The 16,454-nt window shown below is 57.7% G+C and carries 15 protein-coding genes; 6 read left to right on the forward strand and 9 right to left on the reverse strand.

Going from position 1 to position 16,454, the window contains the following annotated elements; all coding sequences use genetic code 11:
• Position 1: 1 nt before the first annotated feature.
• From P0D70_RS16325 to ppk2, 5 genes are all read right to left on the reverse strand, one after another.
• A complete protein-coding gene (locus P0D70_RS16325; protein WP_408185267.1) occupies positions 2–394 on the reverse strand; it encodes a hypothetical protein in 393 nt (130 codons plus the stop codon).
• Positions 395–554: 160 nt separating this feature from the next.
• Positions 555–953, reverse strand: coding sequence for a response regulator transcription factor (locus tag P0D70_RS16330; protein ID WP_408185268.1), 399 nt, complete (start codon positions 951–953; stop codon positions 555–557).
• Between the two features lie 148 nt (positions 954–1,101).
• Positions 1,102–1,737, reverse strand: coding sequence for a response regulator transcription factor (locus P0D70_RS16335; RefSeq protein WP_091795455.1), 636 nt, complete (start codon positions 1,735–1,737; stop codon positions 1,102–1,104).
• On the reverse strand, positions 1,724–3,178 hold the full coding sequence (locus tag P0D70_RS16340) for a two-component system sensor histidine kinase NtrB (RefSeq protein WP_408185269.1): 1,455 nt from the start codon (positions 3,176–3,178) through the stop codon (positions 1,724–1,726). Before P0D70_RS16340 ends, P0D70_RS16335 begins: the two co-directional genes overlap by 14 nt.
• 405 nt (positions 3,179–3,583) lie before the next feature.
• Entirely contained in the window at positions 3,584–4,405 is an 822-nt protein-coding gene (gene ppk2 / locus P0D70_RS16345; protein WP_408185270.1) for a polyphosphate kinase 2, read from the reverse strand.
• Positions 4,406–4,667: 262 nt separating this feature from the next.
• On the opposite strand from ppk2, the gene P0D70_RS16350 reads away from it, so the two are divergent.
• Positions 4,668–5,318: a hypothetical protein gene (locus P0D70_RS16350; RefSeq protein WP_408185271.1), complete on the forward strand. Its 651-nt coding sequence runs from the start codon at positions 4,668–4,670 to the stop codon at positions 5,316–5,318.
• 178 nt (positions 5,319–5,496) lie between these two features.
• On the opposite strand, the gene P0D70_RS16355 is transcribed toward P0D70_RS16350, so the two are convergent.
• The 4 genes from P0D70_RS16355 to P0D70_RS16370 form a co-directional block, all read right to left on the reverse strand.
• Positions 5,497–6,051 carry a sn-glycerol-3-phosphate transporter gene (locus tag P0D70_RS16355; protein WP_408185272.1) on the reverse strand — a complete coding sequence of 185 codons (555 nt, stop codon included), beginning with the start codon at positions 6,049–6,051 and terminating at the stop codon, positions 5,497–5,499.
• Between the two features lie 279 nt (positions 6,052–6,330).
• Positions 6,331–7,344: a hypothetical protein gene (locus tag P0D70_RS16360; protein WP_408185273.1), complete on the reverse strand. Its 1,014-nt coding sequence runs from the start codon at positions 7,342–7,344 to the stop codon at positions 6,331–6,333.
• Between the two features lie 354 nt (positions 7,345–7,698).
• Entirely contained in the window at positions 7,699–9,120 is a 1,422-nt protein-coding gene (locus tag P0D70_RS16365; protein WP_408185274.1) for a DUF2252 domain-containing protein, read from the reverse strand.
• A gap of 127 nt (positions 9,121–9,247) precedes the next feature.
• Entirely contained in the window at positions 9,248–10,981 is a 1,734-nt protein-coding gene (locus P0D70_RS16370) for a SulP family inorganic anion transporter (protein ID WP_408185275.1), read from the reverse strand.
• 520 nt (positions 10,982–11,501) lie between these two features.
• Here P0D70_RS16370 and P0D70_RS16375 point away from each other — a divergent pair.
• From P0D70_RS16375 to arcC, 5 genes are all read left to right on the forward strand, one after another.
• The gene (locus P0D70_RS16375) at positions 11,502–11,951 is read left to right on the forward strand and encodes a glycine zipper family protein (RefSeq protein WP_408185313.1); all 450 of its coding nucleotides are present in this window, start codon (positions 11,502–11,504) and stop codon (positions 11,949–11,951) included.
• A gap of 92 nt (positions 11,952–12,043) precedes the next feature.
• Complete coding sequence (locus P0D70_RS16380; protein ID WP_408185276.1) at positions 12,044–12,631, forward strand: hypothetical protein; 588 nt, start codon at positions 12,044–12,046, stop codon at positions 12,629–12,631.
• 481 nt (positions 12,632–13,112) lie between these two features.
• Complete coding sequence (gene arcA / locus P0D70_RS16385) at positions 13,113–14,369, forward strand: arginine deiminase (protein ID WP_408185314.1); 1,257 nt, start codon at positions 13,113–13,115, stop codon at positions 14,367–14,369.
• Positions 14,370–14,438: 69 nt separating this feature from the next.
• Positions 14,439–15,449, forward strand: a complete 1,011-nt coding sequence (locus P0D70_RS16390) for an ornithine carbamoyltransferase (protein ID WP_408185277.1) — start codon at positions 14,439–14,441, stop codon at positions 15,447–15,449.
• Positions 15,450–15,513: 64 nt separating this feature from the next.
• Positions 15,514–16,446 carry a carbamate kinase gene (arcC, locus tag P0D70_RS16395; protein ID WP_091795485.1) on the forward strand — a complete coding sequence of 311 codons (933 nt, stop codon included), beginning with the start codon at positions 15,514–15,516 and terminating at the stop codon, positions 16,444–16,446.
• Positions 16,447–16,454 lie beyond the last annotated feature (8 nt).

The following is a 16,454-nucleotide window of genomic DNA, read 5'->3' on the forward strand; positions in this document are numbered from 1 at the left end:
ATCAGGAGGGTGTGCAGTTGCCAAACAACACGATTGCATCGCTACTATTGGCGAGCATCAATGTCATTGATCCGTCAGTCGAGTCGAGGATCAGGGTCCATGCGTATCCCATCTCGGTTCCCTCCATGACTACCTGCTCGGGTTCTTTATTGCCTACGAGCATAGGCGTGGTGTGAACGGGTCCAATCACCTCTTTCTTTTTAAAGTCCAGAGTTAGAAATCGGGGAGCGCCAATGTCATCGGGCAAGGAACGCTTGCACTCCAGGCCGGGATCGCACGCATGAGCTTCGACGGTCGCGCAAACCAGCTTCTTGCTGCCATTGAAATCGTCGGCGTAAACATTGAGCGCGCAAAACGCGAACGAGATCGCGACGACCGTAGACTCGAGTTTCATTACGTGTCTCCTTCAATAGCGCCCCTGACTGCCGCACGACGTCACTCCCGCGTCCACAGCGGAAGCCAACAGGCATCGCAACGTATGCTTCGACGCAATTCAGTTTGCTTGACGACCCTGCACGAGACAATCGGACCTTAGTCTCATATACAGCGACGAATCAGGAATCTCCGCTATCGCCAGGATTGATTCCTAACGCCAGTTCGACGGCTTTGATCAAGGCTGACCCGTTGAACGGTTTGCGCAGATAGGCAGTCGCACCAGACGCCATGGCTCGTTCCCGCACAGTGATATCGTCATGAGCGGTGATGATGATGACCGGGAGATCGCGCGGAGCAAGTTGCCGTTGGACTTCCAGCCCATTGATGCCCGGCATCTGGATGTCCAGAATGACGCAGTCCGGAGAAAAGGAAGGAATGGCCGACAGCGCGGTGAGAAAAGCTTCTCCACTGACAAACGTTTCCGCCCCGATTCCCGCGGAGAGCAACAAACGTTTGATGGAGCGACAGACTGACTCATCGTCATCCACCACCGCGACTATTCGACTGGACTTGACCATTGTATGGACGCAATCGCGAAAATGCTCCTGTGAGTAGATCCCAGCAGGTTCATCCTAAAGACAGATGGGCGATCGTGGTATAGGACTTTGGTCCACTAGATAACTTGCACAAGAAGTAATCAAGTGAAGTGCGCGCCGAAGGAGGCGGTCAAGTAGAAGGCGATTGATCATCGGCCGCATGCACACCGGCCTTATCCGCGAGGCGAATGAGTTCGACGATTGATCTCGCCCTCATCTTCTCCATCACACGCCCACGGTGAATCTTGATTGTTTTCTCTGCGGCCCCTAAATCACTTGCAACCTGCTTATTCAAACGCCCAGTCAGAACAAGGGCCATGACCTCGCGTTCGCGACGCGTGAGTTGATTGACACGCCCCAATAGCTCCGCATGTTCCCGCTCTACTTCAAACTCTTTGCAGGCAGATTGCAGAGCTCGATCGACAGCGGCAATCAGCACCGATTCCCGAACCGGTTTGATCAGAAAGTCGAGTGCGCCCGCTTTCATCGCATCGACACTCGATTCGACATCGCCACGTCCGGTAAGGAATACGATGGGAACGCGTCCATTCAGCCGATGCTGTACGTCGAGCCCCGTCATCCCTGGCATCTGCAGATCGAGTAGAAGGCACGCAGGAGAACTCGAAAGATCCACTCGATCGAAAAATACCTCAGCACTGTCGAAGGAATGCACACAATAGCCGGCGGCGCGAAGCAGGCGCGAGATCGCGCAACGCACCTGCTCGTCGTCGTCGACAAGGAATACTCGACTGTTAGGCTGACTCATGGTCATTTGCTCCAGCAATTCCGCCGTACGTCTGACGCGGCGGGAATGTAATATGGAAGCACGCACCCGGGCCGTCGTTCTTCTCAGCCCACATGCAGCCGCCGTGAGCGTTGACGATCGTGCGGCTGATGGATAAGCCCAAACCCAATCCCTGCGGCTTAGTGGTGAAGAAAGGCAGGAACACCTTGTCGATATGATCCGCCGGCAATCCGTTACCGCTGTCTTTTACCGTAATGTGCGCGCCGCCGTCAGACGCGCGGTGCACCGCCAATTCGACGACACGTTCCGCAGGTGCGCGCGCCTGCATGGCATCGAAGCCATTCAGTAGCAGGTTAAGTAGCACTTGCTGCAATTGAACCCGGTCGCCGCGCACCATGGTCAATGCATCTTCGACATAAAAGGTCACATGTACGCCGCGAACCATTGCGTCGCTACGCACCAGTGCGGCCACATCCGCGACCACCGTCCCCAGGTCCAACGGTTTCATCTCGATGTTGCCATTCCTCACCAGCGTGCGGATTCTCTGGATGACTTCGCTGGCTCGACAGTCATCAGCAACAATATCTTGTAGCGCTTCCCGAAGTTCTGCGTTTTTGCTTGCGCCCAGGTTCACCAACCTTTGAGCAGCCTCCGCGTTACTGAGGATCGCTGTCAACGGTTGATTCAACTCGTGGGCAAGGGACCCGGCAAGTTCACCTAGCGACGAAACCCGGGCTAGATGCGCAAGTTCGTTCCGACTCAGTTCGAGCTCGCTGCAATCGCTGCGGTCGGAAATAGCGACTATCTGCGCCTCTTGACTATGCGCCTTGACCCGAACGATCCTGATTTCCGCTGGGAAATCCCCGCCCCTGCGGCGACTTGCGACCAGTTGACGTACCAGAACTCTTTCCGGGCGTTCGCCAGTTGTGGACAGATGGTCAACGGCACGGTGCCCTTCGCAATCAACAGCAGGTGGAAAAAGCACCTCAATTGATGCGCCGATCATCTCGTCCTGACTACGCCCAAACAATTCAACGGCGCCGCCATTGGCGAACGTGATGAGATTCTCCGCGTCCACTGTCAGGATGGGAACAGGCACCAACTCGAGCGCCTCTCGCAAAGGCATAGTTTCATCAAGCATCTGACGCGCCGGGCGACGCGGCACACGAAACCACGAAAATGGCGAGATGATTTGCTGTGGCGAGCTTGCCTTCGTGTCCGTCGATCCGGATGCGTATAGGCTCTCTCCTGCCGGGTGCGCAACATGCGCTAAAGCAGACGTCAGGCTGTCTTGCGGCAACAGAGTGCAGGCCCCATCAGCCGAAAATTGCATCTCCATCGAACAGCCAGTTTCAACGCCAGTGCGACTAGCAGCAGGAAGCCTGCGAGGGGAGTATAGAGCCGTCAAATTTCCAGCAAGGCGAAGGGCAAACGCCTTCACCTGCCCAATTCGATTCGTCATCGATGTCTCCGCGCCATGTATAGCTCGTTTTTCGGGTCGTTGCGACTGGTCCGCTCGCCTGACATATCTTCCGAATCGCGCGGGCCAATCCATATTGCAACTTAGAACTGCCGACCCTGTGAACTCACTCTAGCGCATTTCCTCCCTTATTTTTTGACTTATATCATCGGTTTTCGGTCAACCTTACTGTTTTATTTTTTTACCTAACTAAGTCTACCTCGCAGCCATCGTTATTTAATTAAGAAAAACTAACATAAATATAATTGAGCGAATTGAAGCTAGAATTTTTGAATAGGGATTTACACCACTTTCCCATTTTATTTGGAAAAAAGTGCGGCTACTAGTTTAGCTTCTTGCCGCCACATGGCGCTTAAGAGCGAGATGAAAAGCGCGCCTGCTTGATTATTAAAAAACCTCGGGCACGTATCGAAACGGGTATGCAGGATCGACATAGCCCTTTGGTTTCTGGCGCGCCGGCAGCGCAATCCGCTTGCGCGGCAATTCTTTGTATGGAACCGAATTCAGGAGATGGCTAATAATATTCAGACGGGCGCGCTTCTTGTGATCAGAAGGCACCACGAACCAGGGTGAGCCTTCCGTGTCGGTTGCTGCAAACATCTCGTCGCGCGCCCGAGAGTAGTCATACCAGCGGCTGTATGACTCGAGATCCATTGAAGAGAGCTTCCATATTTTTCGTTCGTCATTGATGCGCGATTCCAGCCTGCGAGTCTGCTCTTTTTCACTCACTTCCAGCCAATACTTCAAAAGAATAATGCCTGAACCCACGATCGCTTTTTCCACCAGAGGAATTGCTTTCAGGAACGCTTGCGCCTGTTCCTCCGTGCAAAACTTCATCACGCGCTCTACTCCCGCACGGTTATACCAACTCCGATCAAAGAGTACGATTTCACCCGCAGCGGGCAAATAGGGAAGATATCGCTGCACGTACATCTGGGTCTTCTCGCGATCAGTGGGTGCCGGCAAGGCAACGACACGGAAGATCCGTGGGCTGACGCGTTCCGTAATGGCTTTGATCGCGCCCCCCTTGCCCGCACCGTCTCTCCCTTCAAATACGACGCAAATCTTCGCCCCGGTCGCGACAGCCCACTCCTGAAGCTTCACCAGTTCAACGTGCAATCGAGCGAGCTCTTTCATGTAAGTCTTGTTGTCGATCTGTCCCAACCTGGCAGCATCCGCGTTTTCCCTTCTCTCAAGCGTTTTAGACATTGCTCCCCCTTGAAACGCGCAAAATTAACGGCATCACCTCACTATCGTCCGCATATCACGGTGCGGCAATAGGACTTTCGGCCCATTCACGTCTGCATGGCGACGCCGCACATCCAATGCCTCCATTTCGGCCCACGCAAGTCTACGTTCTGCGAAAAGCTCACCTTAGATCCGTGCTTGTTTTCGTCGAGAAGATTGACCAGCCTCAACGACTTCACCCAACTGTGGACTACGGTTGAAAGAGGACAACGGTAGAAGATCAATGAAGAATATGAAGGTCGGAAGGCTTCTGGACCCGATAGATCGAACCTCTGAAATATTGTTCGGCATTATCATGGCCGTTACTATCGTCGGCACAGTCTCGCTCGCCTCGCCTGAAGGCCAGCAGGCGCGTGCCGCGACAAGGGCTGCGCTAGGCTGCAATCTCGCATGGGGTCTGGTCGACGCAGTCATGTACCTGCTTAGGATCGTAACCGAACGAACCCACAATCGAGTGGTCGCGTCGCAGATCGCTTTAGCCGACTCTGAAACGGGGTTCAACCTGGTCAGAGATTCTCTACCCGGTTATGTTGCCGCGATCAGCGGACCAGAGGAAATTGCCGGCATGCGGCACCGCCTGCTTGCTTTGGATCTTACCCGGCACCCCCTTCTTCGCACGGAGGACTTCGCGGCGGCAGCTGGGATTTTTCTACTTGTCGTTATCGCGACCTTTCCTGTCGCGCTTCCTTTTCTCGTCACGCAAAATATTCACGTTGCCTTGACTTCATCCCGTTGTGTTGCCGTGGCGATGCTATTTGCGGTGGGCGCGACACTGGGACGGTATGCCGGCGTTGGAAGACCCGCTTTCACAGGCGCATTGATGGCGATACTCGGGGTCGTACTCATTATGATCGTCATGGCGCTTGGCGGATGACCAGGCGACTGCCGACTACGTTCCACAACGGCCCCGGTCTATCGCGAGATGTGTGCGCATGCTGAACCGTTGCCCCGATCTTCACCACGAACCGCCCGGCGACGAGCTTGCCGCTTGGGCGATGACGGACACGAATGGCTCAATGAGATCGAGGCTGGAACGAAGCGAGCGATATCCGTCAGAAGGCGATGCCGCCTGTGATCATGAGCCCACTGGTCCAGATAAACTGTGTCTCAATCCTCACGGGCCCCAGCTTATATCCGATGGCCGGGATGATACCAGGAGCGAATCCCCCGACATTGAGCGGCAACTTGTCTTTGTATTGCCCCGTGTAACCGTGAACGGCACCACCCACCAACTTCGCATAAAACCCGGTGTCGGCAATGTTCCAGAGATATCCGCCATAAACCGTCTGTGAGAACTGTCCAAATGAATTTAGAAATACCCCGCCTCCGATCAACCACCCGTCGTTTCGTCGCCACTCTGCGGCGACCAAAGGCGAGTATGGTATGTGATCTGGGTCATAGTGGTAGTGTATGTTGTACAGATTGGTTTGCAGTGTGATTTCATCTCCGCATGCAAAACCCGCTGCAACAGTCTGAGTGACGAAAACGAGAGCGATTGCACAAAGTTCCCGATTTAGTCGACGGTCACCACTCACGTCGCCCCTCCAGTGGACACCGGCCCAAACGATGAAGGCCGCGCCTTGCAACACACATTGCCAGGAGTACATCAGCCTCCGCAGCGCTGGACGCGGAAATTCTGCCCTAGATGCCCAGCGGCGGAAAACGACCGCCGACGATAATTAGTACCGGTGTACCTGCTCGTTGCACGTCAATTTCACGCTACATCACAGGCGAAATATTGGATATAGGACTTTGGTCTCCCGTGTGATCTCTGCCATTGGGCATGAGGCGCGTACACGACTGAAAGTATTCACGGCATCCTTTAGATGAGAAACGCCGCCCGGTCCGCCGATGCAATTCACAACGAGCGTGACCAGCGGTTTCCACTAAAGTGCCCTGATTGCAGGGTCAATATGCAATCCAGCCGGCAGTAACTCGTGACGAGAATACCGAACTACTGCAAAAGCACGCTGCTCCGGTTTGATGCCGGGAATTCGAGCGAAGTTGAATTCAATATCGTGGCTACCCCGCGAGCCCGCTGGTTGGACCACGTTCATCAGATCGATGCGCAGCCGTTTCTTCGTCAGGTAAATATGTGTAGAAGACTCTGACAGCACTTCGCAGACACGTTCAAATTCGAGTTCGATGACTTCGGTAGGCGCCTTGAGTGCCGCGAGTTTGCCGGCATTGTCTTCTATCGCCGCGTGCAGGCGGGCCAACTCCTCCGTGCTGGACTCGTCGCCGCCCCCAGTCACAGAGCGCATACCCGCGCCTTGCGTCTGAAACAGAGCGAAGCGCTCCTCGATAAGTTCGTGTCCACGAGACAGCAGATCGCGGCGGTCAGCCGCGAGCTTCGCCAATCCTTCCAAGGCCAGTTGATCGACAAGACGGTTTCCAATTTCCTGATGCAGCTCGCTCTCTGTGGCGGCGCATATTCGGACCCGATAGTCGCCGAAGCAGATCGTGGTTTGCGCAACGTCACGACGAATTGTGTCGCCCTCCATCGCAACGCCGAGCACATGGCGTTCAGTCATGGCCATCCCGAGTACAGCATAGGCTTCCTCTGATTCAGGATGCAGGTCGAAATATTCACGCAACGCCTCTGAGCGGCCGAATGCCGTGGTCAAGTCTTCGGGCGTTGCAAAGAAAGCGCGTAGATGAGGATCGGACGACCACGTGTTGATACTCGCCTGACGCGCTGCCGGCAACGAAGCGAGCATAGCCGTTTCGAAACGAAGATAAGCAGCGACGGCGGGCGCAAGGCGTGTACGGTAACGCCTTGCCATGCGCAAGCGGGGGATCATCGTGAGAATACGCTCGATCGTTGCGTCGATCCGCTCTTCTTGCTCTGGTGTTCCGCGTGGTTCGTCGCGATGCCATAGCCTGCTGAGTATGCTCATTGCCGAGCCTCCTGAAAAAAGCTCTCGCTCACGCTGAGGGATAGTCTGCGGACTGGCGGTTTTGACCACGTAGACCAGTTGCAGCGGTGCGATGCAGGCGGATTCCCGATTACCGGTGAAATTATGCTTTCCACTAAGCAATCCAGAACGCCTGCCTTCACCACCGTTATCATCGGCAGGTCACGACCCCACGTAATGATCCAGATCAAGCTCGGCAACGGCCGCTTTAATGGGCGCAAAAGAGGCAGGTGAATCCAATGCCACATGGGACGCACCGTCAAGGTATTGTCGTGGCGCGAGAACCTCTCGCTTCATCCCAATCCAACCGTGACCTCACGCCCGCTATTGCGCCCTCTAGCCTTCGACTATTGCCTCGATCCGTCCTTCACGGATCGCATGAACGAATTGCCGGTAGTCGCGCCGGTTCTGCGAGCTATATTCCGCAGCGAACTCGGTGATCGCGTCGTCAAACGTCTGGCCCGAACCCATATACCCGGCGATCATTGCGGCGTCGCCCGAGCGCGCGTGAGCACGCGCGAGCGCGTGCGAGCACATGCGCGCGTATTGCCGGAGCATGCCGGCGTCCAGCCCCTCGATCATGACGGACATTTTCATGTCGCGAAGCTGACGGACATAAAAGTCACGCCCATTCTGACCGCGGCTCCACCCGAGAAACACGTCGCTGGCCGCCTGCATGATGCGATGACCGGCAATGACCCGCTGCCCATGGTTGGGATGCAGGCTTTTCCCTGCATAGGGTTCGAGCACGGACATTTTGGCTTCCTTGACTTGCAGGAACAGCGGATCGTTGTCCGACGCCATGAACAGCCCCACTCCGCAGATCGTGCCGACGCTGCCCACGCCGACCACCTTGAGCGCCAGATCAACGAAGTGGAACCTGTCGAACAGTATGCGCACAGGTTCGGCGAGGCTCTCGCGATACGAGGCAATGGCCTCCGCATAGCCCGACTGAAGCCCGGGGGCGACGTCCTCAGAGGGATGAAAGATGAGCGGCGGCTCGTCCTTGATGCGGGGATGCCCGTCTGCTTCCGTGACCAACTTCGGATAGAGATGGTCAGGCACGGTCTTGCGACGCTCCATTTCGATGCGCTGCGCGATGCGCTTGCGCGCCGCCTCGACAATGGCGGGATCGCCCGTCCGATCCTGGTACTTTTGCAGATCGATGCGGTCGTACCAGACGTCGAGCGCGCGCATGGATGCGAAGTCGTGCATGCGTTCGCGATACTCGCGCACGAGATCCGTGCTGATGCGCGTCGTGTCGCTGTAGGGCAACTCCAGATGCTGCGCCGCGATCACGACACTGGCTGCGAGCCGCTTCAAATCCCACTCGAAGGGAGCGGGCAAGGTCTCGTCCAGATCGTTGATATCGAAAATGATATTGCGCTCAGGCGTTGCGAATCCGCCGAAGTTCATCAGGTGTGCGTCGCCACACGCCTGCACGCGTAACCCGCTGGTTGCCGTCGTGGCCAGGTCCGCAGCCATCAAGGCCGCCGCGCCGCGATAGAACGCGAATGGAGACGCAGACATACGACCGAACCGAATCGGCACCAGGCTAGGCAGGCGCCCCTCATTGGATTCGCTGAGAAGTTCAAGGATATCCCGCCGACCATCGGGCTGCTTCCAGCCTCCCTGTGACGTCCGCGGCACCGAATCGCGCATGAGTCGACCTTCCGCCGCCCTCTCATCAGGTGTGCGGTACTGAACGTCTTTAGCATTCGATCTGCTTGCCGCCTTGCGTGAAACAGCCTTATCCATGATATCCCCTGCCTGATTTGCTCTTGCCTCGTTATTCCCGTGTCATCGGTCGGTCCCTCTGACACAACCTTTACGCCGCCATTTAACGTTCGCCCTTCACTCCGTAACTTCAACGATCCTGGATGGCTCAGTGCACGATGCCCCGTGGCGCGTCCGGCGCAGCCTGCTTACCGTCCCGCGCGCACCAGGCGACAAGCGCCTGCTCGAGGTTGAGAAACATCCGCTCGCGTCCCAGCGTCTTGCCGAGCGGCGCGTTCTGCACTACGGCAAAAACCTCGGGACTGAGGCCGACGAGCCATATGGAAACTCCGTTTTCTCGGTAATGCTTCTCTGCTTCAGTCAGCATCTTCAGCGCCGTGTACTCCAGATCGAATACCGACCTCATATCCAGCGCGATCACCTGAGGACGCGCGCGCTCGACGAGCGGGGTGATCTTGTGACCAATGTTCGAAGCGTTGACGAAGAAGATGCGTCCCTCGGGCCGCAGAAGCAGGAGTCCCGGGAAATGTTCATCGTCGGGGTGCTGCTCGGATATCGGGCGGAATACGTTGGTGCCGCGCTTGCGACGCAACTCATACACAGGCGGATCAGATACCTGATAGGCGAGCGCCGCGAGCGATACGAGAATGGCGATCAGAATACCGTTCAACGTACCCAGCAAGACGACGCCTGCGAGCGCCACGAGCGCCCAGATGAACTCGGTCCGCCTGACTGCCAGAATGGCGCGGAAATCCGCCGGCTTGAGCAAGCCGATCGAATAGACGATCACCACGGCCGCGAGTGTCGCATGCGGCATGAGGCCGATCAGCGGCGCGAGCAGTAGCATCGTGCCCAGGGTGACGGCAGCCGTGACCAGTTCTGCCAGTTGCGTGCGCGCACCCACGAGGCGATTGACCGCCGTCTGGGTGGTCCCGCCGCCCGCAGGCATCGAACCCACCAGCGCGCCCGCGGCATTACCGAGGCCTGTCGCCAACAATTCCCGATTCGGCAGCGGCGTGGGCTCTCCGCTCTGCACGAACGCTCGCCCTGAAGCAATGGTTTCGGTAAAGCTCATCAGTGCAATGCCCGCGGCAGCAGGCCACAGTTGCTCGATCAGCGAGAAGTCCGGAATCACAAGCGACGGCAGCCCGGTCGGAATATGGCCGACTACGCCAACCCCGTATTTCTGCAGTCCAAGCAGGCCAACACCGGCGATCCCGCACGCTACCGCAATGAGCGGCGCCGGTGACTTCGGATAGAGATGCTCGAGTGCGACGAGGATCGCAATCGTCACGACGCCGACAATGACGGTCGCCACCGATGCGTGAGGAAGCCCTGCGAAGAGCGCATACACGTTGTGAAAGAACGAACCCTTCACGACGTGAAGGCCAATTAGTTTAGGCAATTGATCGAGCACAATGACGATTGCGATGCCGCCCTTGAAACCCGTGAGCACCGGCTCGGAAATAAAGTTCGCGACGAACCCGAGCCGGAGCAGCCCCGCGAGAACAAGGACGATACCGACAAGCAGCGTGAGCGTAGCGGTTGCAATGGCCAGTTGCGCCACCCCGCCGCCTGGCGTCACCTGGCCGAGCGCGGTAGCGGTCAGGATAGCCAGCGTTGCGCTCGTACTAACACTGAGTGGCCTCGACGTGCCCAACAGAGCGTAGATCACCATGGGCACAAATGCCGTATAGAGTCCGATCTGTACAGGAAGGCCCGCAACCGTCGCATACGCCATCGCCTTCGGCAATACAACAGCCGACGCCGTGACACCCGCAATAACGTCCGGTTTGATCCAGGACTTCTGATAGCCGCGTACCCATTCGAGCACGGGCAGACGGAAACCGGAGCCGGGGTGCGGCAAGGACCGATTGCGCATAAAGGTGCTCCCTCAGGGCGCGAAGCATTACCGGCAGGCACAGACGTCGCGCGCCGTTTCTAAAGCGGATAGCCGATAGTGAATTCCCCTTCTCCTCTTCTCCACAACGCGGGACCCGAGCGGCCAGCCTCGATCTTCAAGCTTACCGCGTACGCGGTGCGATTCGCATCGGACCAAGGTCTTAGAAGTTCGGGTCTGCGCCGCCTCGAGGCCTCTACAACGCAGCTACGACGTAGCTACGCGGCTATGCCGCGATCCGCGTGCAGCAGTCGCCGCACCTGCAGATCCGCTCCGTTGAATACGACCATGGTCCGATTGCGCATGAGGGGCGCGAAACGCAATGATGAACGCGATCCGGCCACCTCTGCGCTGGAGCGAAACTGCACGCGTCATCTGACACGCCGGACCAGACATGGTCGCCACCGTCCCATCTCCGATATGGCGTGAAGACGTGAGCACCTGTTTGTATCGGCGAAGGCTCGAGTAAGGAGTTGCCGTGAATAACTTAACGAAGTGCTGTATTTGCGCTGCGTTGGCCGGCGCGGTGTCATTCGAAGGCGTGGTGGAGGCGAAGCCCATCGCGTATCCGTCGAAGGGACAAAGCCAGCAAATGCAGCAGCAGGACGACGCCGCGTGTTACTCGTGGGCGAAGAGCAATACGGGTGTGGACCCGGCTGCCGTCGCCAATGCCCCCCCTCCGCCTTCGGGTCCCGCGGTGGGCGGTGGCGAGCGCGTTCAAGGTGCGGCGCGTGGCGCAGCCGGTGGCGCAGTGGTCGGCGCGATAGCGGGCGATGCGGGCAAAGGCGCGGCGATCGGCGCGACGGCAGGCACGATGGTCGGAGGCTCGCGAGCACGCCAGAACCGGCGGGCTGCCGGGGCTGCCGCCCAGTCACAGACTCAAGGCGCGATGGATACGTTCAATCGTGCCTGGGGCGCGTGTATGGAAGGCCGTGGGTACACCATCAAGTGAGCAATTCCCACCGGTGAAGCCACACATGTCCTGATGACGGCATCCCACTACCGCGCCCGCAAAAAAAAGACCGGGTGTCCAAGGAGAGCATCATGAACAGCAAGAAACTCATCATCGTAGCGACGCTCGCGGCCCTGGCACAGGCGGGATTCGCGCAAACAGAACCCAAAGTGGGCGTGACAAGTGCGCCCGGCAAGGTCTCCGTCACTGGGACGATCAAAACAACGTCGACGGTGGTCGGCATAGAGCCGGAAACCCGCACGGTCTGGTTAAAGGATGCGAAAGGCAAAGTCGTGCAACTCGTAGTGGGCGAGGAAGCGCATAATTTCGGCCAACTCAAGCTCGGCGACAGTGTTACAGCGGAATACTCTCAGGCATTAACCGTCACGCTGAAGAAAGGCAGTGCGCCACTCTCCGCCAATGAGAGTCAGAACATTACGCGCGCACCACTCGGTGCGAAGCCTGGTGGAACGGCAAGTCGCGAGGTGACGGTCATGGCGAACGTCACTGCCGTCAATCATCAAACTGGCGCGGTAACCCTGCGAGGACCGCAAGGCAATTCACTGGACCTGATCGTGCAGGACCCTGAGCAGCTCAAATTGATCAAGAAAGGCGATCAGGTGCAAGTGGTGTACAACGAGGCCGTTGCCATTTCTGTGGAGCCCGCAGTGGTCAAGTGATTGTCGGGATTCGGCCGCGCCCCCGGCACCCCACGGTTGACCACGCCCCGCGGCCCTTCCCCTCCCTCCCCGCCCACCACGCGGTGCTCCCGTACTCGTGGAAGCTGCGCTACTCGAAAGCAAGCATGGTGGATTCTTCCGCGGCCTTGTTGCGGTCCACGTCGCGCGCGCCAGAAGAAAGCGGCATGGCGATTTTATCGTCCGGTATCTGGCTATCAACGGGCGTCGGACCAAAGTCTTATTGTGTGCGTTGCCTTTCACGCTCACATTGGTCGAAACGCAATCGTACCCAGATCAGGCTTGCCTGATTCGATGACGACACGTGAACGATGCGTACCCATTCGCATGGCGCTTTCTCCGCCACCCCCTCTATTGTCCCGCCCAGCATGTTGCCGAGTGGCATGTCGGCCGTGCTTGTCGCCGGGTTGATGGTTGGCGTTGCGATAAGGATTCCTCACCCTCGAACATGGGGAGACACATGATGACCAAGGAAAAGACCGCATTCGGCGTTCACTCCGAAGTAGGCAGGTTGCGTAAAGTGATGGTTTGCTCTCCCGGGCTCGCGCATCAGCGACTCACACCCAGCAACTGCGACGAGCTACTTTTCGACGACGTCATGTGGGTCAGCCAGGCCAAACGCGACCACTTCGACTTTGTCACGAAGATGCGCGAGCGCGGCGTCGATGTCGTCGAGATGCACAACATGTTGACAGAGACGGTGCACAACCCGGAAGCACTGAGCTGGATACTCGACCGCAAGATTCGCACGGACACGGTGGGCGTCAGCCTCGCACAGGAAGTGCGTCATTGGATCGAGGGGCTCGAACCGCGCCACATCGCGGAGTTCCTGATAGGCGGCGTGGTGGCCGAGGACGTGCCTGACACCGAGCACAGTGGCATTCTGAAGATGTACAGGCAATATCTGGGCTATTCGAGCTTCGTTCTGCCGCCTCTGCCGAACACTCTCTTCACGCGCGATACGACATGCTGGATCTACGGCGGCGTTTCGCTCAATCCCATGCATTGGCCTGCCCGTCGCCAGGAGACGCTGCTCACTTCCGCCATCTACAAGTTCCATCCTGACTTCGCCTCAGGAGACTTCCAGATATGGTATGGCGATCCCGATAAGGATCACGGGTCGGCCACGCTTGAAGGTGGCGACGTCATGCCGATCGGGAACCGTGCGGTTCTGGTCGGCATGGGCGAACGCACGACAAGGCAGGCTATCGGCGAACTGGCCCAGTCGCTTTTCAGTAAGGGCGTGGTCGACCGGGTCGTCGTTGCGGGCCTGCCAAAGTCACGCGCCGCGATGCACCTCGATACGGTGTTCAGCTTTTGCGACCGCGATCTCGTCACGATCTTCCCGGAAGTAGTCAACCAGATCGTTGCCTTCTCGGTACGCGCGGACGAATCGAGCACATCCGGGCTCACTATTCGCCGCGAAGAAAAGCCGTTCGTCGACGTAGTGGCGGAAGCGCTCGGCCTGCCTCGTTTGCGCGTGGTCGAGACCGGTGGAAACAGTTTTGCCGCGGAACGAGAACAGTGGGATGACGGCAATAACGTGGTCTGCATCGAGCCTGGCGTGGTGGTGGGGTACGACCGCAACACCTACACGAATACGCTCCTACGTAAAGCCGGCGTAGAAGTCATCACGATTGCGGCCAGTGAGTTGGGGCGCGGCCGGGGCGGCGGTCATTGCATGACATGCCCGATCAGCAGGGATGCGGTCGATTTTTGAATGGCACCCCAATGCCCGCCAGTCAATCCGACTACCTCCCGCCGAACTCATCTCTGACGGAGAAGCAACATGGCCTTTAATCTGCGAAACAGAAGTCTTCTTAGCCTCGTGCATCACACCAGCAGGGAGTTGCGGTATCTGATCGACCTCTCCAGAGACCTCAAGCGCGCGAAATACACGGGCACGGAACAACAGCATCTGAAAGGCGTCAACATCGCGCTGATCTTCGAAAAGAGCTCGACGCGCACTCGTTGCGCGTTCGAAGTCGCCGCCTATGATCAAGGTGCCAACGTCACTTATATTGATCCGAGTTCGTCGCAGATCGGGCATAAGGAAAGCATGAAGGACACTGCCCGGGTACTCGGGCGCATGTACGACGCTATCGAATATCGCGGCTTCAAACAGGAAATCGTCGACGAACTCGAGCAATATGCCGGCGTACCCGTGTTCAACGGTCTGACAGACGAGTATCACCCCACCCAGATGCTGGCCGATGTGCTGACGATGAGGGAGAATACGGACAAGCCGCTTCCTGCCATCAGTTACGCGTACCTGGGCGACGCTCGCAATAATATGGGCAACTCGTTGCTCCTCATCGGCGCGAAGCTCGGCATGGACGTAAGGATCGGCGCGCCGAAAGCGCTTTGGCCACATGAGGATCACGTCGCAATGTGCCAGCAGTTTGCCGCGGAAACAGGAGCACGTCTAACGTTGACCGAAGATCCGAAGGTTGCCGTCAAGGGTGTCGATTTTGTGCATACCGACGTGTGGGTGTCGATGGGCGAACCCGTTGAAGCCTGGAAAGAGCGCATCCAGATGCTCCTGCCCTACCAGGTCAATATGGACATGATGAAAGCCTCCGGAAATCCTCAAGTGCGGTTCATGCATTGTCTTCCTGCGTTTCATAACAGTGAAACAAAGGTCGGCAAGCAGATCGCTGCCCAATATCCGAATCTCGCGAACGGCATCGAAGTCACGGAAGAGGTCTTCGAATCGCCGTTGAACATCGCATTCGAACAGGCAGAGAACCGGATGCATACGATTAAAGCTATTCTGGTCTCGACACTCGCGGACCTCTGATCCGGCGGGACTGAATTTCATCAACGGTCATGTCCAGGCAGGGACCGTCACTCGGGAGCGCATCATGCGGATAGTCGTTGCATTAGGTGGGAATGCGCTACTGCGCCGTGGCGAGCCTATGACCGCCGAAAATCAGCGAGCCAACGTACGAATTGCAGCCGAACAGATTGCCCAGATCGTACCGGACAACGAAATCGTCATCGCGCATGGCAATGGTCCTCAGGTCGGCCTGCTCGCGCTGCAAGGCGCGGCCTATAAAGATGTGGAAACCTATCCGCTAGACGTTCTCGGCGCGCAAACCGAGGGCATGATCGGCTATATGATCGAACAGGAACTGGGCAACCTGCTGCCCTATGAAGTGCCTTTCGCTACGCTTCTGACGCAAGTCGAAGTCGATGCGGCCGATCCCGCATTTCAACATCCCACCAAGCCGATCGGCCCCGTCTACACCCAGGAAGAAGCCACACGTCTCGCCGCAGAGCGAAACTGGACGATCGCCCCTGACGGCGACAAGTTTCGCCGTGTGGTCGCGAGCCCGCGCCCCAAGCATATATTCGAAATACGGCCGATCAAATGGCTGTTGCAGCATGGCACGATCGTCATCTGCGCGGGTGGCGGGGGCATTCCCACCGTGTATGACGAGCACCACAAGCTGTCCGGGGTCGAGGCTGTTATCGACAAGGATCTGTGTTCAGCATTGCTCGCACAGGAACTCGACGCCGACATGTTGATCATTGCGACCGACGTCAACGCGGCCTACGTGGATTGGGACAAGCCAACCAGAAAAGCGATCTCGGTCGCCCATCCCGATGCGCTGGAAGAGCTGGGTTTCGCGGCGGGATCGATGGGCCCGAAGGTCATGGCTGCGATCGAGTTTGCCCGAAACACCGGCAAGGATGCAGTGATCGGCGCGCTGCCCGATATCGTTGCCATCACCGAACGCCGCGCGGGAACACGCATCAGTACTGGTGAGCGCGGAATTCAGTATTCCAGCTAGGCCGTAAA

It is taken from the genome of Paraburkholderia sp. RL17-381-BIF-C (assembly GCF_046026435.1).
GTDB lineage: Bacteria > Pseudomonadota > Gammaproteobacteria > Burkholderiales > Burkholderiaceae > Paraburkholderia.

Excerpts from the sequence above, each read along its gene's own strand:
- P0D70_RS16325 (WP_408185267.1), bottom strand. The coding sequence starts at position 394 with ATGAAACTCGAGTCTACGGTCGTCGCGATCTCGTTCGCGTTTTGCGCG.
- P0D70_RS16330 (WP_408185268.1), bottom strand. The coding sequence starts at position 953 with ATGGTCAAGTCCAGTCGAATAGTCGCGGTGGTGGATGACGATGAGTCA.
- P0D70_RS16335 (WP_091795455.1), bottom strand. The coding sequence starts at position 1,737 with ATGAGTCAGCCTAACAGTCGAGTATTCCTTGTCGACGACGACGAGCAG.
- P0D70_RS16340 (WP_408185269.1), bottom strand. The coding sequence starts at position 3,178 with ATGACGAATCGAATTGGGCAGGTGAAGGCGTTTGCCCTTCGCCTTGCT.
- ppk2 (WP_408185270.1), bottom strand. The coding sequence starts at position 4,405 with ATGTCTAAAACGCTTGAGAGAAGGGAAAACGCGGATGCTGCCAGGTTG.
- P0D70_RS16350 (WP_408185271.1), top strand. The coding sequence starts at position 4,668 with ATGAAGAATATGAAGGTCGGAAGGCTTCTGGACCCGATAGATCGAACC.
- P0D70_RS16355 (WP_408185272.1), bottom strand. The coding sequence starts at position 6,051 with ATGTACTCCTGGCAATGTGTGTTGCAAGGCGCGGCCTTCATCGTTTGG.
- P0D70_RS16360 (WP_408185273.1), bottom strand. The coding sequence starts at position 7,344 with ATGAGCATACTCAGCAGGCTATGGCATCGCGACGAACCACGCGGAACA.
- P0D70_RS16365 (WP_408185274.1), bottom strand. The coding sequence starts at position 9,120 with ATGGATAAGGCTGTTTCACGCAAGGCGGCAAGCAGATCGAATGCTAAA.
- P0D70_RS16370 (WP_408185275.1), bottom strand. The coding sequence starts at position 10,981 with ATGCGCAATCGGTCCTTGCCGCACCCCGGCTCCGGTTTCCGTCTGCCC.
- P0D70_RS16380 (WP_408185276.1), top strand. The coding sequence starts at position 12,044 with ATGAACAGCAAGAAACTCATCATCGTAGCGACGCTCGCGGCCCTGGCA.
- arcA (WP_408185314.1), top strand. The coding sequence starts at position 13,113 with ATGACCAAGGAAAAGACCGCATTCGGCGTTCACTCCGAAGTAGGCAGG.
- P0D70_RS16390 (WP_408185277.1), top strand. The coding sequence starts at position 14,439 with ATGGCCTTTAATCTGCGAAACAGAAGTCTTCTTAGCCTCGTGCATCAC.
- arcC (WP_091795485.1), top strand. The coding sequence starts at position 15,514 with ATGCGGATAGTCGTTGCATTAGGTGGGAATGCGCTACTGCGCCGTGGC.